Annotated in this window: 20 protein-coding genes; 8 read left to right on the plus strand and 12 right to left on the minus strand. The window is 59.8% G+C overall.

Features of this window, described 5'->3' with window-relative positions; translation table 11 throughout:
- Positions 1-68 precede the first annotated feature (68 nt).
- Together MTP43_RS09205 and dapF are read right to left on the minus strand one after the other, a co-directional pair.
- The gene (locus MTP43_RS09205) at positions 69-1256 is read right to left on the minus strand and encodes an LL-diaminopimelate aminotransferase (protein ID WP_249234767.1); all 1188 of its coding nucleotides are present in this window, start codon (positions 1254-1256) and stop codon (positions 69-71) included.
- A gap of 174 nt (positions 1257-1430) precedes the next feature.
- A complete protein-coding gene (gene dapF / locus MTP43_RS09210) occupies positions 1431-2270 on the minus strand; it encodes a diaminopimelate epimerase (protein WP_249234768.1) in 840 nt (279 codons plus the stop codon).
- 276 nt (positions 2271-2546) lie between these two features.
- Here dapF and acpP point away from each other — a divergent pair, with 276 nt between their 5' ends.
- Both acpP and proS read left to right on the plus strand, forming a co-directional pair.
- The gene (gene acpP / locus MTP43_RS09215) at positions 2547-2783 is read left to right on the plus strand and encodes an acyl carrier protein (protein WP_015537798.1); all 237 of its coding nucleotides are present in this window, start codon (positions 2547-2549) and stop codon (positions 2781-2783) included.
- Between the two features lie 123 nt (positions 2784-2906).
- Positions 2907-4346 (plus strand): proline--tRNA ligase, encoded by a 1440-nt coding sequence (gene proS / locus MTP43_RS09220; RefSeq protein ID WP_249234769.1) that lies wholly within the window; start codon positions 2907-2909, stop codon positions 4344-4346.
- Positions 4347-4714: 368 nt separating this feature from the next.
- Here proS and MTP43_RS09225 read toward each other — a convergent pair whose 3' ends face one another.
- The 3 genes from MTP43_RS09225 to MTP43_RS09235 all read right to left on the minus strand — a co-directional run bounded on the left by MTP43_RS09225 (position 4715) and on the right by MTP43_RS09235 (position 7514).
- Positions 4715-5596 (minus strand): aldose 1-epimerase family protein, encoded by an 882-nt coding sequence (locus MTP43_RS09225; RefSeq protein ID WP_249234770.1) that lies wholly within the window; start codon positions 5594-5596, stop codon positions 4715-4717.
- A gap of 95 nt (positions 5597-5691) precedes the next feature.
- Positions 5692-6840 (minus strand): sensor histidine kinase, encoded by a 1149-nt coding sequence (locus MTP43_RS09230; RefSeq protein ID WP_249234771.1) that lies wholly within the window; start codon positions 6838-6840, stop codon positions 5692-5694.
- On the minus strand, positions 6837-7514 hold the full coding sequence (locus tag MTP43_RS09235; RefSeq protein WP_044959958.1) for a response regulator transcription factor: 678 nt from the start codon (positions 7512-7514) through the stop codon (positions 6837-6839). The genes MTP43_RS09230 and MTP43_RS09235 overlap by 4 nt, the downstream gene beginning before the upstream one ends.
- Before the next feature lie 148 nt (positions 7515-7662).
- Between MTP43_RS09235 and MTP43_RS09240 the strand changes: the two genes are divergently transcribed.
- The 5 genes from MTP43_RS09240 to MTP43_RS09260 all read left to right on the plus strand — a co-directional run bounded on the left by MTP43_RS09240 (position 7663) and on the right by MTP43_RS09260 (position 13005).
- Positions 7663-7806 (plus strand): CD1871A family CXXC motif-containing protein, encoded by a 144-nt coding sequence (locus MTP43_RS09240; RefSeq protein WP_333490614.1) that lies wholly within the window; start codon positions 7663-7665, stop codon positions 7804-7806.
- The gene (locus tag MTP43_RS09245; RefSeq protein WP_249234772.1) at positions 7799-8683 is read left to right on the plus strand and encodes a 4Fe-4S binding protein; all 885 of its coding nucleotides are present in this window, start codon (positions 7799-7801) and stop codon (positions 8681-8683) included. Before MTP43_RS09240 ends, MTP43_RS09245 begins: the two co-directional genes overlap by 8 nt.
- A gap of 4 nt (positions 8684-8687) precedes the next feature.
- On the plus strand, positions 8688-9569 hold the full coding sequence (locus MTP43_RS09250) for a TlpA family protein disulfide reductase (RefSeq protein WP_249234773.1): 882 nt from the start codon (positions 8688-8690) through the stop codon (positions 9567-9569).
- A gap of 127 nt (positions 9570-9696) precedes the next feature.
- Positions 9697-12309 carry a peptidoglycan-binding domain-containing protein gene (locus MTP43_RS09255; RefSeq protein ID WP_249234774.1) on the plus strand — a complete coding sequence of 871 codons (2613 nt, stop codon included), beginning with the start codon at positions 9697-9699 and terminating at the stop codon, positions 12307-12309.
- 3 nt (positions 12310-12312) lie between these two features.
- The gene (locus MTP43_RS09260; RefSeq protein ID WP_015537792.1) at positions 12313-13005 is read left to right on the plus strand and encodes a peptidoglycan-binding domain-containing protein; all 693 of its coding nucleotides are present in this window, start codon (positions 12313-12315) and stop codon (positions 13003-13005) included.
- A gap of 68 nt (positions 13006-13073) precedes the next feature.
- Here MTP43_RS09260 and bilS read toward each other — a convergent pair whose 3' ends face one another.
- The 4 genes from bilS to MTP43_RS09280 all read right to left on the minus strand — a co-directional run bounded on the left by bilS (position 13074) and on the right by MTP43_RS09280 (position 16124).
- Entirely contained in the window at positions 13074-13565 is a 492-nt protein-coding gene (gene bilS, locus MTP43_RS09265) for a flavodoxin family protein BilS (RefSeq protein ID WP_015537791.1), read from the minus strand.
- Positions 13566-13690: 125 nt separating this feature from the next.
- Positions 13691-14653 carry a D-2-hydroxyacid dehydrogenase gene (locus MTP43_RS09270; RefSeq protein WP_015537790.1) on the minus strand — a complete coding sequence of 321 codons (963 nt, stop codon included), beginning with the start codon at positions 14651-14653 and terminating at the stop codon, positions 13691-13693.
- 27 nt (positions 14654-14680) lie between these two features.
- Positions 14681-15310 carry a hypothetical protein gene (locus MTP43_RS09275; protein WP_113621191.1) on the minus strand — a complete coding sequence of 210 codons (630 nt, stop codon included), beginning with the start codon at positions 15308-15310 and terminating at the stop codon, positions 14681-14683.
- 91 nt (positions 15311-15401) lie between these two features.
- Positions 15402-16124, minus strand: coding sequence for an NAD-dependent protein deacylase (locus MTP43_RS09280; protein ID WP_117527408.1), 723 nt, complete (start codon positions 16122-16124; stop codon positions 15402-15404).
- An 87-nt stretch (positions 16125-16211) separates the two neighbouring features.
- Between MTP43_RS09280 and MTP43_RS09285 the strand changes: the two genes are divergently transcribed.
- Positions 16212-16682, plus strand: coding sequence for a methylated-DNA--[protein]-cysteine S-methyltransferase (locus tag MTP43_RS09285; RefSeq protein WP_117527406.1), 471 nt, complete (start codon positions 16212-16214; stop codon positions 16680-16682).
- A 60-nt stretch (positions 16683-16742) separates the two neighbouring features.
- Here the strand turns inward: MTP43_RS09285 and MTP43_RS09290 are convergent, their stop codons facing one another.
- From MTP43_RS09290 to MTP43_RS09300, 3 genes are all read right to left on the minus strand, one after another.
- The gene (locus MTP43_RS09290; RefSeq protein WP_005922055.1) at positions 16743-17588 is read right to left on the minus strand and encodes a response regulator; all 846 of its coding nucleotides are present in this window, start codon (positions 17586-17588) and stop codon (positions 16743-16745) included.
- Between the two features lie 370 nt (positions 17589-17958).
- Positions 17959-18159 (minus strand): hypothetical protein, encoded by a 201-nt coding sequence (locus tag MTP43_RS09295; protein WP_015537787.1) that lies wholly within the window; start codon positions 18157-18159, stop codon positions 17959-17961.
- The gene (locus tag MTP43_RS09300) at positions 18159-19196 is read right to left on the minus strand and encodes an SPFH domain-containing protein (protein ID WP_015537786.1); all 1038 of its coding nucleotides are present in this window, start codon (positions 19194-19196) and stop codon (positions 18159-18161) included. The genes MTP43_RS09295 and MTP43_RS09300 overlap by 1 nt, the downstream gene beginning before the upstream one ends.
- Positions 19197-19297 lie beyond the last annotated feature (101 nt).

Here is a 19297-nt window from a genome sequence, read left to right on the forward strand (position 1 = left end):
TCAAGAGGGTGCGCAAAAAAAATACACCCGCCGCCCAAAACGGACAGCGGGTGCTATTTTTATAGGTTTTACAGTGCTTTAATAGCGGTCTTGATGCGCTCGGCGGCAAGCTTGGTCTTTTCCGCATCGCCGAAGGCGGTCAGGCGGAAGTAGCCCTCGCCGCACTCGCCAAAGCCCACACCGGGGGTGCCCACCACGCCGCAATTTTCCAGCAGCCAGTCGAAGAACTCCCAGCTCTTCATGTTGCCGGGGCAGCGCAGCCAGATGTAGGGGCTGTTCTTGCCGCCGCAGTACCACACGCCGCACTCGTCCAGTGCATCGGCGATCACCTTTGCGTTGCGGCGGTAGTAATCCAGATTGGACTGGATCTCGGCCATGCCGCTCTCGGTGAACACGGCGGCAGCGGCGCGCTGCACCACATAGGGCACGCCGTTGAACTTGGTGGTCTGGCGGCGCAGCCACAGCTTGTTGATGCTCATCCCCTCGCGCTCCAGTTCCTTGGGCACTACGGTGTAGCCGCAGCGGGTGCCGGTAAAGCCTGCGATCTTGGAGAAGGAGCAGATCTCCACAGCACACTCGCGTGCACCCTCGATTTCGAAGATGCTGCGGGCCAGCTCGCCGTCCGAGATAAAGCACTCGTAAGCGGCATCGTACAGGATGATAGCATCATTCTTGCGGGCGTAATCCACCCATGCCTTCAGCTGTGCGCGGGTGTAGGCAGCGCCGGTGGGGTTGTTGGGGCTGCAGATATAGATGATATCTGCCTTCACGTCCTCGTCCGGCATCCCGAGGAAGCCATTTTCCTGCCCCGTGCGGCTGTAAATGATCTTGCGGCCATCGGTGACGTTATCGTCCACATAGGTGGGATACACGGGATCCGGTACCAGCACGGTGTTGTCCACATCGAACAGACCCAGCAGGTTTGCAAGGTCGCTCTTTGCGCCGTCCGAGATAAAGATCTCGTCCTCGGCAAGCTGGGTGCCGCGGCTGGCGTAGTAGCCCTGAATAGCCTGCTTGAGGAAGGGGTAGCCCTGCTCCGGGCCGTAGCCGTGGAAGCCCTCTTTGGTGCCCATCTCCTCGGCGGCGTCGCGCATAGCCTGCACCACGCACTTCGCCAGCGGCTGGGTCACATCGCCGATGCCCAGACGGATGATCTCCTTTTCCGGGTGTGCTTCCTGATATGCAGCCACCTTGTGGGCAATGTCCACGAACAGGTAGCTGGCCTTCAGCTCGTTGTAATGCTTGTTCATCTTCATGATACTTTCCCTCGCTTCTATATTGTGGAACCCTCTCAGTCATCTCGCATCCGCTCGATGCCAGCTCCCCCGAGGGGGGAGCTTTTCATTTTGAAGGGAAACTTTTCCTCTTGATGCAGAAAAGCTCGCCCTTCGGGAGAGCTGTCGCCGTCAGGCGACTGAGAGGGTTCTTATTTACACTTCGGTCGTGCCCTCGCACACGGTCTCGGCAGCGCCGGTCATCAACAGCTGCTTGCCGGGCAGCACCCGGATGGTCAGCTCGCCGCCGCGCAGCTGCACATGGACATCCTCCCCGGCGGGGCAGATGCCCAGCTCGGTCAGGGCTGCCACAGTGGCACAGGTGCCGGTGCCGCAGGCCCATGTCTCGCCGCTGCCGCGCTCCCACACACGCATTTTCAGGTGGGTGGCGTCCACCACCTGCACAAACTCGGTGTTGATGCGCTCCGGGAAGTTTTCGTGGTGCTCAAAGCCCGGGCCGATCTGCTCCAGCTTCAGGCTGTCCACATCCGGCACAATGGTCACACAATGGGGATTGCCCACGCTGATACAGGTCACCCGCCACAGGTTCTCTTCCACCTGCAGGGGTAGGTCTACCAGCGGTCCTTCGCCCATGTTCACGGCGGGCAGCGCCGCTGCCATGGCGGTGTAGGTGCCCATCTCTACCTGCCACAGACCTTCGCCCATGCGTGCAACGGTCTTTAAGCCGCTCAGGGTGTCGATGGCAAGCTTCGGCTTTGCCGTGCCGTGGGTGTACAACCACTCGGCCACGCAGCGGATGCCGTTGCCGCACATCTTGCCCTCGCTGCCATCCGCATTAAAGATGCGCATCATGGCGTCTGCCCCGGCTGTGACCGGTGCGCAGATGCAGATAATGCCGTCCGCCCCGATGGAAAAGTGCCGCCGGGACAGCCGCTGTGAAAGCGCCGCGATATCCTCCGGCACGCCGGAGGTGCGGCAGTCCAGATAGATATAATCGTTGGCGCAGCCCTGCATTTTGGTGAATGAAAGCTTCATGCTTATCGCTCCTTATAAAAGGGACCGGTCAGTCCCCGTAAACTCATTACTTTATAATGATAAAAAAACCGGCACGAGATGTCAAGGGAAAAAGCAGCTTTCAGACAATTTTCTTCAGTTGCTGCAAAACAGGGCTTGACAATACGCACTGCATGGGATATAAAAAAAGAGAGCGCTTTGTACAGCAGGCAAGGCCGTGCCGGATACCGGAAGTTTTTCCGGGGCACGGCGGGCTGTACGCGTATGCAATACAACTGCAAAAAGGAGACCACAGGAATGGATACTTTTGAGAAAATCCGTGCATTGCTGGCTGAGCAGCTGGACGTTGACCCGGCAAAGATCACGCTGGAAAGCGATATCATGAGCGATTTCGAGGCTGACAGTCTGGATATCGTAGATATGGTGATGACGCTGGAGGACGAGTTTGGCATCGAGGTGCCGGACGACGCCATCGAGTCCCTGCGCACCGTAGGCGATGTGGTAAACTTTGTGGACAGCCACGCGCAGAACTGATTCTTTTAGGCAAAAGCCCCGCCTTTGCAGTGCGGCACACGGCCGTGCAGGCAGGCGGGGCTTTATTATGGTTCGTGCGGAACGCACAGCGTTTGGCGCACGGCCTTGGGAGGATAAAACAAAATGGCAAAAGACAACAAGAAGCTCGTGCAGGCGATCACCAGTCAGGAAGAAAACTTTGCACAGTGGTACACCGATATCTGCGTGAAGGCAGAGCTGGTGGAGTATTCCAGTGTGAAGGGCTTTATCATCCTGCGCCCCTATGGTCAGGCCATCTGGGAGCTGATCCAGAAGGATCTGGACACCCGGTTCAAGGCTACCGGCCATGAGAATGTGGCTATGCCGGTGCTGATCCCGGAGAGCCTGCTGCAGAAGGAAGGCGAGCTTGTCAATGGCTTCGCGCCGGAGGTGGCGTGGGTCACGATGGGCGGCTCCGACAAGCTGGAAGAGCGTCTGGCAGTGCGTCCCACCAGCGAGACCATGTTCTGCGACCACTGGTCCCGCGTGCTGCACAGCTACCGCGAGCTTCCCATGAAGTACAACCAGTGGTGCAGCGTAGTGCGCTGGGAAAAGACCACCCGTCCCTTCCTGCGCAGCCGCGAGTTCTGGTGGCAGGAGGGTCACACCATCCACGAGACCGCTGCCGAGGCCGAGGCTGAGACCCAGCAGCAGCTGAACTGCTATGCAGACACCTGCGAGCAGGATCTGGCGATCCCCGTGGTGAAGGGCCGCAAAACCGACAAGGAAAAGTTTGCCGGTGCCGAGGCCACCTACACCATCGAAGCCATGATGAAGGACGGCAAGGCACTGCAGAGCGGCACCAGCCACTACTTTGGCGATAAGTTCAGCAAGGCTTACGATGTCACCTTTACCGGCCGCGACAACCAGCTGCATCATCCGTTCCAGACCAGCTGGGGCGTTTCCACCCGTCTGGTGGGTGCCATCATCATGACCCACGGCGATGACGACGGCCTGATCCTGCCCCCGGCCATTGCCCCCATTCAGGTGGTGGTGGTGCCCATTGCCGCCCACAAGCCCGGCGTTTCCGAAAAGGCTGCCGAGCTGGCCGAGAAGATCAGCAAGTACGCCCGCGTGAAGCTGGACGACAGCGACAACGCCCCCGGCTGGAAGTTTGCCCAGTGGGAGATGAAGGGCGTGCCCCTGCGCCTTGAGATCGGCCCCAAGGATCTGGAAAAGAACCAGTGCGTTCTGGTGCGCCGCGACACCCGTGAGAAGGTCTTTGTAAGCTTGGACGAGCTGGAGACCGCCATCCCCGCCCAGCTGGAGGCTCTGCGCAAGGATCTGTACCAGCGTGCGCTGGAAAACCGCGAAAAGCGCACCTGGGCTGCCACCACCATGGACGAGGTGAAGGAGCTGGCCAAGGCTAACACCGGCTACATTAAGACCATGTGGTGCGGCGATCTGGCCTGCGAGATGAAGATGAAGGAAGAGGCTGGACTTTCCAGCCGTTGCATGCCCTTTGAGCAGGAACAGCTCAGCGATGTGTGCCCCTGCTGCGGCAAGCCCGCCAAGGCCATGGTCTACTGGGGCGTTGCTTACTAAGCAATCGCTTCTCTGAGCCTTTGCGCGGGACGATCTGAAATGGCCGCCGCGTGCGCTTTGGCCATCTTCAGCGGAAAGAATATTTTATAGTTCGGGACAGCGAAACGCCTGCTGGCGTTCCGCTGTCCCCTTTTTACAGGAGGGGTCACAGAGGGAAACAGCTGCCCTATTGCTGACAACCTGCACATTCTCTGCTGTGGCACTCTCAGCAAAAAAGAACCGTCACCCTGACCGGTGACGGTTCTTAGTTTTTAAGACGGTTCATCAAAAGGGCTGATTGCTTGTCGCAGTGCCTTTTCTATTTACAATATACACACTTTTGAGGTTTCTGTCAAGAGCACGCCGTTTCGTTTCTGCGTGCTTTTTTCTTACCGGTCAAAGGTGGTGCTAAGGGTGGTCTGCCAGCTTTCGCCGGGGGCAAGGCAGGCGGCTGCGGCGCGCTGCTCCCAGTCCTGCGGGTCGGTGGCAGCGGCGGGCAGGCTGTGCCACGGCTCAATGCACACAAAGCGCACCGGCTTTGCGGGAGCTGACCAGATGAGCGAATAGGGGTAGCCCTCCACCCGGCAGGTGATATTGCGGCCGGTGTCCTTTTCGCAGATGCCGATGGTGCCAGTGCGCAGGCCTGCCATGCAGAAGCTGTCGTTGGCAAACAGATCATCGGTCAGCGGGATGGCCTGCTGGTTCTTCCACTGGTAATAGCTCTTACCGCTCAACAGGCCGTTGGGGCGGGCATCGAGGATGACCGGGCTTTCCGGCCGGTCAAAACGGAACTCGTAGTCGGTGGTGGTGTGCTTGGCATCGAACGGCACATTGAACGCCGGGTGGAAGCCGATGCCGAAGCGCAGCTCCTCCGTGCCGGGGTTCGTTACCTGCAAAGTATGGTGCACGGTCTTGCCCTCCAGACGGAAGGTGCTGGTGAGCACAAAGTCATAGGGGAAGCGCTCTGCCTTGATAGCATCGTCTGCCCGCAGCTCCAGCTGGATGGTGTCCCCTTCTGCCCGCAGCAGGGTATGCTCCAGATCCCGGGCAAAGCCGTGCTGACCGCCCTTCCATGTTTTGCCTTTGGCGGTAAAGCTGCCGTCCACCAGCTTGCCCGTCCACGGGAACAGGATGGGTGCGTGGCGCTTCCAGATGGCAGGGTCAGCCTGCCAGAGCAGCTCTTCGCCTGCGGTGTTCTTCAGGCTGACGGCCTCTGCACCGTGGGTGTCCACGGTCAGGGTCAGGAATTCGTTGTGAATGGTTGCCTGCATTTTCAGTATCTCCTTTGTCCTTCTTATTTTCCGGGGGCTTCTGCTTCCAGTATACTCTCCCGTATGCCAAAAATAAAGCCCCAGTCCGCCCGGTTTCAACAGGGCTGTGCCAGCGGCAGGGTGACGGCAAAGGTAGTGCCGTTTTCGCTGCTGCTCTCCACGGTCACGCTGCCGCCGTGCAGCACGGCGATTTCCCGCACAAGGGCAAGGCCAAGCCCCACGCCGCCCATTTCCCGGCTGCGGGACTTATCCACCCGGAAAAAGGGCTGGAAGATGCTGTCCCGGCAGTCCGCAGGGATGCCCGGGCCGGTATCCGCAACGCGCAGCACGGCGGCCTGCTTTTCCTGCCGCAGGGTAACGCGCACCGCACCGCCGGGGCGGTTATACTTGATACCGTTTTCCACCAGATTGAACACCAGCCGGTAGATCAGTGCATCGCTGCCCACCATGCCAAGCTCCGCGCAGTCCTGCTGCAAGGAGATGTTGTTTTTCTGGGCAAGCGGGGTCAGGTCGGTCAAAATCTCCTCCACCAGCGGCGCAAGGGCAATGTGGTCGGTGCGGGAGACCGATTGCAGATTGCTCATTTCCAGCAAAGTGCGCACAAGGGCAGTCAGACGGTCCAGCTGCTCCCGCAGGGAGCTGACCAGCCCGGCGGTCTCGGCGTCCATGGCCGGGTGCTCCTCTGCAAACAGTTCCAGCTTTGTCTGCAAAATGGCCAATGGAGTGCGCAGCTCGTGGGCGGCGTTGCCCGCAAACTGCCGCTGCAATTCAAAGGATTGCGCCAAGCCATCCAGCATCCGGTTCACCGACCGGCTCAGCTGCCCGAATTCCTGCACGGTATCTTCGTCCAGACGGACGGTGGCGATGCTGTCCTGATCGACCCGCTGCGCCTGCTGCGCAAGCTGCTGCAAAGGCTTCAGCGCTCTGCCGCTGACAAAATAAGCGATGGCTGCGCTGAGGATGGTGACCACGGCAGTGATACACCAGCCCTTGCGGCCAAAAACCACCTTTGCATCGTAGACTTCCTGTGAAAAATGCGCCAGCAGGCTGGACATTTCCTCCTGCGGGATCTCGATGGTCAACGAATCCGCACTGCCGGGCTGATACTGCATCATAAAGCCGTTGAGGGCATCCATGCCGGTAACGCCGGTGCGATACAAAAGCAGATTCATGCACACGCAGGCGCAGGCGATGAGCAGCGCCGTCAGCAGGGTGATGCGCCATTGCAGGGATAAACGCTTCATTGTGCCTCGCCTCCGATCTCGTAGCCTTCCCCGATGCGGTTGCGGATGGGGTCGTAGCCCAGCGCCGCCCGCAGCTTTTTGCGCAGGGCAGAGATATGTACCCGGATGGAGTTGCTGAAGCTGTCCACGCTGCCGTCCCAGACGTGCTCAATCAGCTCTTCCTGACTGACCGGGCGTCCCTGATGCAGCAGCAAATATTCCAGTACGCCGCTCTCCTTCCGCGTCAGCGCAAGGGTCTGGCTATCCACCGTGGCAACGCGGCTGCGGGTGTTGAAGCTCAGCCGCCCGCAGCACAGGCAGACGTCCTGCTGGATGAACTTGCGCCGGGTCAGGCTGCGCACCCGGGCTTCCAGCTCTGCAAGGTGGAAAGGCTTGGAAAGATAATCGTTCGCTCCGGCATCCAGTCCCTCCACCTTATCCGCGATCTCGCTGCGCGCCGATAAGATCAGCACACAGGTCTCAAGGTCGTGCTGCCGTAAGCTGCGCAGCACCTGCATCCCGTCCACCTTGGGCAGGTTGAGGTCCAGCAGTACAAGGTCGTACCGCTCTGCCGCCAGTGCTTCCAGCGCGGCTTCGCCATCTGCACAGGCATCCACCTCGTACCCGGACAGCCGCAGCTTCCGGGCAATGTCCTCCCGCAGGGAGTGCTCGTCCTCTACCACCAAAAGACGCATCTTGTGTTCCACCCTTCCCATAAAAATTGCGTTTTTTTCATTATAACAGATTATAGCAGACGGTGTTAAGATTCGTGTTAAGATTTTCTTAGCAGAAATTTTATCCCGCATGGTGTATACTGGTGCCATCAAACAACAGGAGGCTATGATGTTCATGACAAAAAAACAGGCGCAGCTGCTTTTGCTTGCCGCCGGGGTGCTGATGCTGCTGTTCGGCGTGTGGCGGGGCGAGGCAGACACCGTATTTTCAAAGGCCATCCGGCTGTGTATGGAGTGTGTAGGCATTGGATAAGAAAAAATTAAATCCCCTTGCTCGCTTCCGGGGCTTTATACAGGCCGGGGCGACCCTTTTAACCAACCTCCACCTGCCCAACTTTGCCAAAGGGACACTGTATCAGGGCAGTGGCAAATACGTCTGCGTACCGGGGCTGAACTGCTATTCCTGCCCGGGCGCTGCCGGTGCCTGCCCGGTGGGAGCGTTTCAAGCGGTGATAGGCTCCTCCAAATTCCGCTTTTCCTACTACATCACCGGCATCCTGATTCTCTTCGGGGTGCTGCTGGGGCGGTTCATCTGCGGTTTCCTCTGCCCGTTCGGGTGGTTTCAAGAGCTTTTGCACAAGATTCCCTCCCCCAAGCTTTCCACCAAGAAGCTGAAGCCGCTGCGCTATTTAAAGTATGCTGTGCTCCTGGTCATGGTGGTGCTGCTGCCATTGCTGGCGGTCAACGAGCTGGGCATGGGCGACCCGTTCTTCTGCAAATACCTCTGCCCGCAGGGCGTGCTGGAAGGTGCCATTCCCCTCTCCCTGACCAATGCGGGCATCCGCGCCTCGCTGGGCAAACTGTTCACATGGAAAGCCTGCATTCTGCTGGCAGTCATTGTGGGCAGCGTGGTGTTCTACCGCCCCTTCTGCAAGTGGCTGTGCCCGCTGGGCGCTTTCTATGCGCTGCTGAACAAGGTCTCGCTGTTCCAGATGCGCGTAGACACCCACAAATGCGTCTCCTGCGGTGCCTGTGCAAGGGCCTGCAAGATGGACGTAGACATTACCAAGACCCCCAACCACGCCGAATGTATCCGCTGCGGGATGTGCATGAAAGCCTGTCCTACGGATGCCATCCAGTACAAGTTCGGGTTGGGAGACAAATCAAACACTGAAGCAACAAAGGAGTAAAACCATGAAGCTTAACCGTGTAACCGCACTTTCGCTCAGCCTTGTGCTGGCTTTCAGCCTTGCCGCCTGCGGGCAGGGCGCATCCTCTGCATCTTCTGCATCCTCTTCTTCCGCTTCCTCTGCGGCAGCGGAAAGCAAGACCGAGGAGCAGCTGCTGGCCGAGGAAAACGAGATCCTTTCCGCAAACGATGCCCTTTGGGAGAAGGTGTTCACTTCCATGGACAAAAACGTGACCGAGACCACCCTCAGCACGAACTACGGCGATTTTCTGCGCAATGCCGTAGAAAAGGCAAAGGATCAGTTCTCGGACGAGGAGTACAAGACCTTGACCGCCGATGCAGAAAAGATCCGTGCCATTGAGGAACAAATTGCTGCTCTTGCCCCTGCGGACGCGGCTGCTTCCAGTGCCGCCGCACAGGGCACTGCTTTCCCCCAGTTTGAGGGCAGCGATTTAGAGGGCAACCCGGTGGACAACAGCCTGTTTGCGGGCAACGCCTTTACGGTGGTGAACTTCTGGTTCAACGGCTGCAAGCCCTGTGTAGAGGAGCTGGACGACCTGAACGCCCTGAATGAAAAGGTCAAGGCACAGGGCGGCGAGGTGGTCGGCATCAACACCGAGACGCTGGATGGCAGCCAGCAGGGCATCGAAGCCGCCAAAAAGCTGCTGGCTGCAAAGGGCGCAAGCTACCGCAACATCTACTTTGCCTCCGGCAGCGAGGCCGGCAAGTTTGCACTGAACATCATGGCCTTCCCCACCACCTACGTCTTTGACCGGGACGGCAATGTTGTAGGCCAGCCCCTGCTGGGCGGCATTGACAAGGAAGAAAACCTTGCCGCCCTGCAAAAAAATATTGACGCCGCCCTTGCCAAGGACAGCGCCAAATAAGCTATTCTCCCCTGCCGCCTACGGGCGGCTTTTTTTGTTTGCCGCGGACATTGCCATGCACGCCCGGGCACCGGACGGAATACGCTGGGGCAGAAGCATACTTTTACCAGCAAAGGAGCGTATCTCCATGAAAAACACCGGAACTCTCCGCATCCAGACCTTTGCGGCACGCCAGTCTGCCCCCGTGGAGGGGGTGACCGTTGCGGTGCAGGGGGACGGCTTTACCCTGCACTGCATCACTGATGCCACCGGCAGCGCCGCCGACATTCCCGTTGAAGCCCCCGCCTGCGCCCTGTCGCTGGACGAGGACAACACCACCCGCCCCTATGCCATTGTCAGCCTGACCGCCGCAAAGCCCGGCTACCGCACCGTGCGCATTGAGGGCATCCAGATCTTTGCCGGGCAGGTAACGCTGGCGCAGCTCCAGATGCTGCCCGACACCGAGGAGGGCCGGGACATCCCGAACGCACCCATCGTCATCCCGCCGCACGCCCTGTTTGCCGGCAGCGGCGGCAGCGGCCCGCAGCCGGCGCTGCACTGCACGCCCCGGGTGCTGGATCAGGTCATCATCCCCAAAAATATCACGGTGCATCTGGGCAAACCGGCAGCTGCCGCCCGCAACGTGACAGTCTCCTTCCGGGATTATATTGCCAACGTAGCCTCCAGCGAGGTGTATCCCACATGGCCGGAGCAGGCACTGCGGGCGAATATCCACTGCCAGATCTCGTTGGCGCTGAACCGCATCTATACCGAGTGGTACCCCAGCAAGGGCTACACCTTCAACATCACCAACTCCACCAGCTACGACCAGTACTACGTCCACGGACGCACGGTGTTTGAGGTGATGGTGCGCATCACGGACGACATCTTCAACACCTATCTGCGCAAAAGCGGCACGGTGAACCCCTATTATTCCGAGTACTGCGATGGCAAGTCGGTCACCTGCCCCGGGCTCAAGCAGTGGGGCACGGTAACGCTGGCCAACAACGGGCGCAGCGCCTTGCAGATCTTACGCTACTACTACGGCAGCAGCATCGAGATCGTGCGCACCAAAAATATCCGCTCTATCCCGCAAAGCTACCCCGGCACGCCGCTGCGGCAGGGCAGCCGCGGCACGGCGGTTTTCACCCTGCAAAGGCAGCTGAACCGCATCACCAAGGACTATCCCTTCCTTGGCAAACTGACGGTAGACGGCGTATTCGGCAGCCGGATGGCCGCCACGGTGCGGGCGTTCCAGAAGCAGTTCAATCTGACCGCCGACGGCGTGGTGGGGCGGCAGACATGGTACAAGATCAGCTACATCTATGTATCGGTAAAGGACCTCGCCGAGCTGACCAGCGAGGGCGAGACTTCCACCGGCACCCTGTCCAACGGCACATGGAACGGCACGGTGCTGAGCACCGGTGCTTCCGGCAGCGCGGTGGAGCAGGTACAGTTCTGGCTGAACACGCTGGCGCAGTACGACAGCGCCATTCCATCCGTAAAAGTGGACGGCGTATTCGGCACCGCCACCGCCAATGCGGTACGCGCCTTCCAACGCAAATACGGCCTTACAGTGGACGGCATAGTGGGCCAGACCACTTGGAAAGAACTGTACGACGAGTTTTTGAGCATCCAGTCCGACAATGGCACCCCCAACGCCTACCCCGGCACGCCGCTGCGGGAGGGTTCCTCCGGGCAGAATGTGAGGCTGGTGCAGTTCTGGCTGAAGATTGCCCGCACCGTGTACACGAGCCTTGAAAGCGTGACTGTGGACGGAAAATTCGGCGCGGGCACGGCGGCAGCTGTTCGGCGTTTTCAGCGGTACTTCGGGCTGACAGCAGACGGCGTGGTGGGGCGCACCACATGGCAAAAGCTGTACGAGGTGTACAACGATATCGCCAACCGGCTGCTCTCCTCTTCCCTGCGCCCCGGCGAGTACCCGGGCGTGCTGCGCAGCGGCTCCACCGGCACGCCGGTGCGGGAACTTCAGTTTTACCTCTACCTCATGAGTGCCTACGAAAGCAGTATCCCGCCGGTAAGCATTGACGGCAAGTTCGGCGCAGATACCGAGCGGGCGGTGCGGGCGTACCAGCGGTTTGCAGGGCTTACCGTGGACGGCGTAGTGGGGCGCACCACATGGAACTCCCTTTATGGCCGCGCCAGCCAGCTGCGCTCTTCCGGCCCGGTGGTCACCTTAAAGCGTCTGCCCTACCCCGGCACCCCGCTGACGGTGGGCAGCAGCGGCAAGGCGGTGCTGTACTACAATCTGCTTTTGCTGCGCATCGCCTATTATTTTTCCAGTGTGGAAGCCCCGCCCCTTGCCGACCGTTATACCGACGAAACTGCCACAGCCACCCGCAGCGCCCAGCAGCTATTAGGGCTGGAGCAGACCGGCATTGCCGATGCCGACACATGGACGGCGGTGGAAGCGCTGAGTTTGCAGCTGGCCGCCCATGCCCCGAACCCCGATAGAGACACACCATCCGGCACCGCCTACCCGGGGCGCGCCATCGCCGAGGGCAGCGCCGGGCAGGAGGTAGGACAGGTGGAGCGCTGGATCAACCGCCGGGCACAGCTTTCCTGCGGCGAGGGCTATGTGGCCGATAACAACCGCTTTGGCGCGTCAGACGCCGCTGCCGTGCGGGCTGTCCAGCAGCAGGCGGGGCTGCAGCCGGTAAACGGCATCGTGTACCGCGAAACATGGCACGCCTTGCAAGCCCAGTGTACCGACCCCTGCGGCTGCGAGAAGGAGGAATGAGGGATGGCACGCCTTTTGATCTATGACGCCTACGAAAACAAGGTATACACCTACGCAAACCTGAACGAGAACGACCCCATGCCTTACAGCACCCTGACCACCCTGCGGCTGCGGGAGTTCCGGGGCAAATCGGCCAGCCCTACCCTATGGACCACCATTGCAGCCATGGAAGCGTGGAACCTGACCCGCCGCAAATACGGCAGGGGCATCCCGGTAGGGTACGCTTTCCGCCGCATCTGGGAGGGTGGCCACGGCACCCGCAGCCAGCACTACGCGGGGGTAGCGTTCGATGTGGGGCAAAGCCTTGACCAGCGCCAGCGCACCGCCATTTACAACGCTGCCCGCACTTCCGGCGCATGGGGCTATGTGGAGCCGCTGAGCCAGACCCCCACATGGGTGCACTTTGACCGCCGCTACGGCACCCCGGCGTGCAGCGGCACCACCGCCGGTTACCCCACCCTGCGCCGGGGCAGCCGGGGCTGCTATGTCATGATTTTGCAGGATGCGCTTTCCACCCTTGGCTACCAGACCGGCAGCCGTATCGACGGCATCTTTGGTGCCCGCACCGAGCAGGCTCTGCGCGGCTACCAGAAGCGCACCAGCCTGCGGGTGGACGGCGTGTGCGGCTGCGACAGCTGGAAAAAGATCTCCACCGCCGTCATCGGCATCGGGCGCACCAAAACCACCATTGACTAACGTTTGTCCTATATAGCTTATACAGAAAGAGCGACCGCACAAAACAATGTGCGGTCGCTCTTTTTCACTCACTTTACGGCCTGCTTCAGCTGTTCCAGATCTGCGGCATCCGGGTGGGAGAGCGCCTTATCGAAGTTTTCGATCAGGGCATCCAGATTGGGGATGTGCAAAGGCTTTGCCTTCATGGCCTCGTACCGCTGCCGGACGGACACCGGCATTTTGCCCTGACACATAAAGCTGCCAATGACGGTGTTGCTGCCGTCCAGCGCCTTCCGGGTGGCGGCAAGAATCTTTTCGAAGTAGGGCGCACTGCCGCCAAAGCCTGCGGTGCCAAACAGGAACACCCGCTTGCCGTGCAGCTGCTGCAAGAAATCCAGCGTGTCGGCGTCCGCCTTGCCCTTGTCTGTCCAGAAACCCACATACAGGGTGTCTGCTGCCAGCGCGGCAGCGTCCGGTGCGCCGAAATAGCAGCAGTCTGCCTGCGGCAGCTGCTCCTGCAGGGTCTGTGCCAGCAGTGCGGTGTTGCCGGTTTTGCTGCTGAATACGATGGCGTAACTCATTTTTACCTCCCTCAGAGCAGCGGCAAAGCTGCCGGATGCTCTTGTGCATACGTTATTTTTACGGCAGTTCCTTTGCCGGGAGAGCCTGAAATCATGGAACAGTATAGTACAGTGCCCTGCCAAAATCAAGGGTTGACGATATTCTCGCCTTTCCCGGCCAGAAAGCTGCGCAGGTTGCCGGTGGTGATATCCATCAGCCGCTGCAATGCTTCCTTGGTGGTCCATGCGATATGCGGGGTGAGCACCGCGCCCGGCAGACTGCGCAACCGGCTTTGGGGCGGCAGCGGCTCGGTGGCAAAAGCATCTGCACCGTAAAAGGCAAGCTTGCCGCTTTCCAGCGCATCGGCTACGGCCTCCTCGTCCACCAGTGCGCCCCGGGCAGTGTTCAGCAAAATAGCGCCGGGCTTCATTTTTGCAAGGGCTTCCCGGCTGACCAGCCCGCGGGTTTCCGGGGTGGCCGGGCAGTGCAGGCTGAGCACATCGCTGCGGGCAAGCAGGGTGTCAAAGTCCACGAACTCCACCCCATCGGCGGCGTACTCCGGGCGCACCGTGCGGGTGCACACCAGAACCTCCATGCCAAAGGCCCTTGCAATGCGGGCGGTCTGGCGGCCGATGCTGCCGTAGCCGTAGATGCCAAAGGTCTTGCCCAGCAGCTCCACCTGCGGCAGCAGACCGTACTCTGCCGGGATGCCCAGCTGCCAGTATCCGGCCTTTACTGCCCGGTCGTACCGCTGGGCGCACTGGCAGATGGCCAGCAGCAGGCTAAAAGTCATCTGGGCCACGCTATAAGTAGAGTACCCTGGCACGTTGGCCACTGCCACCCCATGGCGGCGGCAGGCTTCAAGGTCGATATTATCCGTACCGGTGGCGATGATGCCCACCCACTTGAGGTTCGGGCACTGCGCCAATATTGCCTCGTCAATGCGGCACTTGTTGATGAGCACCAGTTCTGCATCCCCGATGCGGGGCGCGATGTCGGCGTAGTCGGTGCGCACATAGCTGGTGGTGTCCGGCACCAGTGCCTTTACCCCGGACCAGTCCAAGTCCCCTTCTTCCATCACATAGCTTTCCAGAATCACTGCCTTCATAATTTCCCATTCCCTCTCTGGTTTACGTTATTCCGTTTCTTTCAGCGGATAGAGCGCCAGTGCAAGACTGCCGCCGTAGGGGCGGCTGTCCAGTGCAGCATAGCCCTTTGCCAGCAGCAGCGCCAGCTGTACCCTGTCCTCCAGCGGCACCCACACCGGCGCGGTGCGGGCGGGCACGCAGCCGGTGCGCAGCAAAAAGCAGGGCGCAAGACTTTCCAACGGGCGCAGCGCCCGCAGTCCGAAGCCCTGCCGAAAATACAGCGGCAACAGCGCTGCCGCCGTTTCGGTGCACTCTACCACCGCCCATGCCGTGCCCTTGCGGCGCAGCCGGTCTGCCCGGGCTGCGGCAATTTCCACCAGCCGGGCGGGCAGCTCCTCGCCGGTATTTACCGGCGGGGTGAGCAGGCAGCCGCCCTCCAGCTGCCGACGTCCCAGCCAGTTGCGCAGTGCCGCTGCGGCGGCGGTATCGGCGGTAAGGGGTAGCACCAGCAGCGCTGCCCCGGCTGTGCCCCACGCCTCGCCTGCGGTCAGCATCCGCAGCACCTCGGAGCGGGGACGGTAAAACCCCGCCCCGCCGCAGCGCACCAATGTAAAAAATTCCTCGGCGGAAAGCCGCCGTACCTGCCGCTGACGCGGCGGGTCGCATACCTGGATCATTTGCAGTTCCTCCGTTCTGTCGTTCTTTCCATCAGCATACGGAAAACTGCGTGCGAACCGGCGCGAAACAGCGCGCCTTACAGTGCAAAAATCAGTCCAGCGAGATGTCCTCGCTCAGCACCTGCCCGATGGGCTTTGCGATGCACAGGTCGGCAGAGGCATCCGCTCCGGTGGGCTGCATGTTGATGACCACCAAATTATCGCCCCGGAAATACCGGATGAGCCCGGCGGCGGGGTACACCACCAGACTGGTGCCGCCGATGATAAGGGTATCGGCATGGCGGATGGCATCCACCGCGCCGGACAGCACCTCCTCGTCCAAGCCCTCTTCGTAAAGCACCACGTCCGGCTTTACGATGCCGCCGCACTCGGTGCAGCGGGGCACACCGGTGCTGTTTGCGATGAAATCCACATCGTAGAACTTTCCGCAGCGGGTGCAGTAGTTGCGCAGGGTGCTGCCGTGCAGCTCGTACACGGTTTTGCTGCCCGCCGCCTGATGCAGGCCGTCAATGTTCTGGGTGACCACTGCCCGCAGCTTGCCCTGCTGCTCCAGCTTTGCCAGCCGCAGATGGGCGGCGTTGGGCTTTGCACCCTTTACGATCAGCTTGTCGCGGTAAAAACGGTAAAATTCCTCCGGTTTTTTCTCCCAGAAGGTATGGCTGAGGATGGTTTCGGGCGGGTAGTCGTATTTCTGGTGGTACAGCCCGTCCACGCTGCGGAAATCCGGGATGCCGCTCTCCGTAGAAACGCCCGCGCCGCCAAAAAAGACGATGCTGCTGCTTTTTGCAATGATGTCTTCCAGTGCCTTGACCATAGTTGAAACGCCCCTTTCCTCATGGAAGCTTTTGTGTTAAGATAATACCAGTATAGCACATTCTTACAGGAAAGGAAGAGGCCGGTTTTGAACGTCTGGTACATCAACAGCATCCTTGGTGCCATCTGTCTGGAGGAGGAGAACGACGCGCTGTGCGGGGTACATTTTTGCCCGGACGGTGCGCCGGAGCTGGAGCCGCTGCCACGCAGGGTGGTGGAAACGCCCCTGCTGCAGGAGGCAGAGGAGCAGCTGAACGAATATTTTGCCGGGGTGCGCCGGGAGTTCGACCTGCCGCTGGCAGCAAAGGGCACGCCCTTTCAGCAGGCGGTATGGGCGCAGCTGCACAAGATTCCCTACGGGGAGGTGCGCACCTACGGCCAGCTGGCGGCGGCGCTGGGCAAACCCAAGGCAAGCCGCGCCGTGGGCAGCGCCTGCCACCGCAACCCGCTGTGCATCGTGGTGCCTTGCCACCGGGTCATCGGCGCAGACGGCAGCCTGACCGGCTACGCCGAGGGACTGGAGATCAAGGAATATCTGCTGGAACTGGAACGATTTTAAGAGAATGATAAAGGCTGCTGCGCATCGTTTGCGCAGCAGCCTTTGGTGTTTTATGCAGTTTTAAAAGCCCGTGGGCGGGACGTAATAGCTTGGAATAGACCCGCTTTTGGGCGTAGCTGCGGCCTGCTGGCGCAGCGCCGAGCGGGTAACCTCTGCCCAGGAATACTGGGTCATATACTCGCCCCGGTAGGCGTTGAAAGCCGAGCGGTCTCCCCGCAGGAAGTTATAATAATCGCAGTCCACCTTGCTGGTATCCAGCGCCAAGGTGCTGCGGCCGCGTACCAGCAGCCCGTTGACCCCTGCATCCTCCAGCGTATGGCTGAGGTCAAAGATCAAATTGCGCAGATGGCTGTGCAGCGAGGCGGTGTCGGGCTTATCCTCCCACAGGACAGCCAGCATCTCGCCGTTGGTACAGGTGGCGCCGTTGCGGTCCACAAGGTAGGCCAGCAGCTCCTTGCTTTTGCTGCGCTTGAAGGAGAGCGGACGTCCGCCCACAAAGATCTCGAAGTTGCCGAAGCACTGGATCTTGATGCCCACAGGTGCCGTTTCCGGCGGGTAGCGCAGATTTTCCAGCACATTGCGCACGTCCGCCTCGTTGGCGGGCTTGAGCAGAAAACCGCTGACGAAGATCTGCAATGCTTCCAGTGCATACTCCGGGTGCTCGGTGACCACGATGATATTGCAGCGGGGCTGCAATTTCTGGATCATGCGGGCAAGGGCAAGGCCATTCATGCCCGGCATTTCCAGGTTCAAAAAGGCAGCATCCATTGGGCCCTGCCGCATCCACGTCAGGGCATCGTCAGTCGTCATGGCACTGATATAGTCACAGTCCGGTGCCACCCGGCACAGGATGCGGATCAGCGAATTGATCGCAAGCTGACCGTCATCCACAACCAGTATTTTCATAGCTTCATCCCCCTATCTGCTTACGCAAAACAATTCCCCGCTGTTAGTTTAGCACGCTGCAAACTTTTAGGCAAGTTTTTTTCCGGAAAAGCCCAAAAAAGAAACGTTTTCGCCCAGATATCTGTCCATCTTCTCCTGTCTCTTCAAGTCATTTCCGCAGCTTCGGTCGCCTTTTTCGACGAAATACCGGAGCATTGCGCGCTCAATTGATATATCAAATCAGCGCTCATTTGTCCCCGCTTCCCGCCGGAAGGCACGGCTTTTCCCCGACAAACACAAGGCCGCTGCACCGGTCTTGTGCAGCGGCCTTGTGAATAATTTGCGTTTGGCGTGCTCTGCGGCGCGCTCCAAACGTTTTTTCACGGGTTCTTCAATGGAGATCCAGCTCCGGCGGGACATCCAGCTGGTCGGAGACATATTTCCCATTCTTTTTGCGCTGACGCACACACTCGGTAAGCAGATATTCGATCTGCCCGTTCACCGAGCGGAAGTCATCCTCTGCCCAAGCGGCAAGGGCATCGTAGAGCTTGGCGTTCAGGCGCAGGGGCACCTGTTTTTTCGGCTCGGCCATCAGTACAGGCTACCGCTGTTCACGATGGGCTGGGCATCGCGGTTGCCGCACAGCACCACCAGCAGATTGGATACCATTGCCGCCTTGCGCTCATCGTCCAGTTCCACTACCTTGTTCTCGTTCAGACGATCCAGCGCCATTTCCACCATGCCCACAGCGCCGTCCACGATCATCTTGCGGGCGTCAATGATGGCGCTGGCCTGCTGGCGCTGCAGCATGACCGCTGCAATTTCCGGTGCATAGGCCAGATAGGTGATGCGGGCCTCCACCACCTCGATACCTGCCTCTGCCACGTTCTTCTGGATCTCGTCTCGGATGCGGGCAGCCACCACCTCAGAAGAGCCGCGCAGGCTGCCCTCATCGGCTACGCCGTCGCCGGTGGTGTCCACGTTGGGAGAAACATCATAGGGGTACACCCGCACCACGTTGCGCAGGGCGCTGTCGCACTGCAGGGAGAGGTATTCCTTATAGTTATCCACGTTGAACACAGCCTTGGCGGTATCGGTCACGCGCCAGATGACTGCAATGCCGATCTCCACCGGATTACCCAGACAATCGTTGATTTTCTGGCGGGAGTTGTTCAGGGTCATCATCTTGAGGGAGATCTTTTTGCTCATGGACTCGACGCTCATCTGAGCATTCTGGCCGTTATTGCCAAACAGCGCAGCCACGCTGTTCTCCTTGCTGTTCACGTCTCCGCTCTGGCTCAGGCGGGTACCGGCGGCAGGGTTGACGGCGGTGCAGAAGGGGTTCACCCAGTAAAAGCCCTGTCCCTTCAGGGTGCCGATGTAATCACCAAACAGGGTGAGCACCAGCGCCTCCTGCGGCTTTAACACCTTAAGGCCGCAGAACAGGAAAATGCCTGCGATCCAATACGCAATGGACAAAATCAGCAGCGGCACGCCCAGAAGCATCCGGTCTGCATTCAGCAGAGTGATGCTGTAAATGAACAGGGCGATGGATGCCACATAGCCCAGCAGGGTGAGCAGCAACATAGCCATACCGTTTTTGCGGGTATTCAAAATTTTCTCTTCCATAACAAGTCCCTCCTTATCAGGGTCGGAAACGTTTCTTTGTGATATCAAAATCATATCATTTTATAAAAAAATTGTCAAGTACTTCCAACAAAAAATCCCCG

It is taken from the genome of Faecalibacterium sp. IP-1-18 (genome assembly GCF_023347355.1).
Classification (GTDB): domain Bacteria; phylum Bacillota; class Clostridia; order Oscillospirales; family Ruminococcaceae; genus Faecalibacterium; species Faecalibacterium prausnitzii.

Bases quoted from the DNA above. Each gene is read 5' to 3' on its own strand.
- proS (WP_249234769.1), top strand. From the start codon at position 2,907: ATGGCAAAAGACAACAAGAAGCTCGTGCAGGCGATCACCAGTCAGGAA.
- acpP (WP_015537798.1), top strand. From the start codon at position 2,547: ATGGATACTTTTGAGAAAATCCGTGCATTGCTGGCTGAGCAGCTGGAC.
- MTP43_RS09275 (WP_113621191.1), bottom strand. From the start codon at position 15,310: ATGATCCAGGTATGCGACCCGCCGCGTCAGCGGCAGGTACGGCGGCTT.
- MTP43_RS09250 (WP_249234773.1), top strand. From the start codon at position 8,688: ATGAAGCTTAACCGTGTAACCGCACTTTCGCTCAGCCTTGTGCTGGCT.
- MTP43_RS09260 (WP_015537792.1), top strand. From the start codon at position 12,313: ATGGCACGCCTTTTGATCTATGACGCCTACGAAAACAAGGTATACACC.
- MTP43_RS09205 (WP_249234767.1), bottom strand. From the start codon at position 1,256: ATGAAGATGAACAAGCATTACAACGAGCTGAAGGCCAGCTACCTGTTC.
- MTP43_RS09230 (WP_249234771.1), bottom strand. From the start codon at position 6,840: ATGAAGCGTTTATCCCTGCAATGGCGCATCACCCTGCTGACGGCGCTG.
- MTP43_RS09300 (WP_015537786.1), bottom strand. From the start codon at position 19,196: ATGGAAGAGAAAATTTTGAATACCCGCAAAAACGGTATGGCTATGTTG.
- MTP43_RS09270 (WP_015537790.1), bottom strand. From the start codon at position 14,653: ATGAAGGCAGTGATTCTGGAAAGCTATGTGATGGAAGAAGGGGACTTG.
- bilS (WP_015537791.1), bottom strand. From the start codon at position 13,565: ATGAGTTACGCCATCGTATTCAGCAGCAAAACCGGCAACACCGCACTG.
- MTP43_RS09255 (WP_249234774.1), top strand. From the start codon at position 9,697: ATGAAAAACACCGGAACTCTCCGCATCCAGACCTTTGCGGCACGCCAG.
- dapF (WP_249234768.1), bottom strand. From the start codon at position 2,270: ATGAAGCTTTCATTCACCAAAATGCAGGGCTGCGCCAACGATTATATC.
- MTP43_RS09240 (WP_333490614.1), top strand. From the start codon at position 7,663: ATGTTCATGACAAAAAAACAGGCGCAGCTGCTTTTGCTTGCCGCCGGG.
- MTP43_RS09295 (WP_015537787.1), bottom strand. From the start codon at position 18,159: ATGGCCGAGCCGAAAAAACAGGTGCCCCTGCGCCTGAACGCCAAGCTC.
- MTP43_RS09235 (WP_044959958.1), bottom strand. From the start codon at position 7,514: ATGCGTCTTTTGGTGGTAGAGGACGAGCACTCCCTGCGGGAGGACATT.
- MTP43_RS09225 (WP_249234770.1), bottom strand. From the start codon at position 5,596: ATGCAGGCAACCATTCACAACGAATTCCTGACCCTGACCGTGGACACC.
- MTP43_RS09290 (WP_005922055.1), bottom strand. From the start codon at position 17,588: ATGAAAATACTGGTTGTGGATGACGGTCAGCTTGCGATCAATTCGCTG.
- MTP43_RS09280 (WP_117527408.1), bottom strand. From the start codon at position 16,124: ATGGTCAAGGCACTGGAAGACATCATTGCAAAAAGCAGCAGCATCGTC.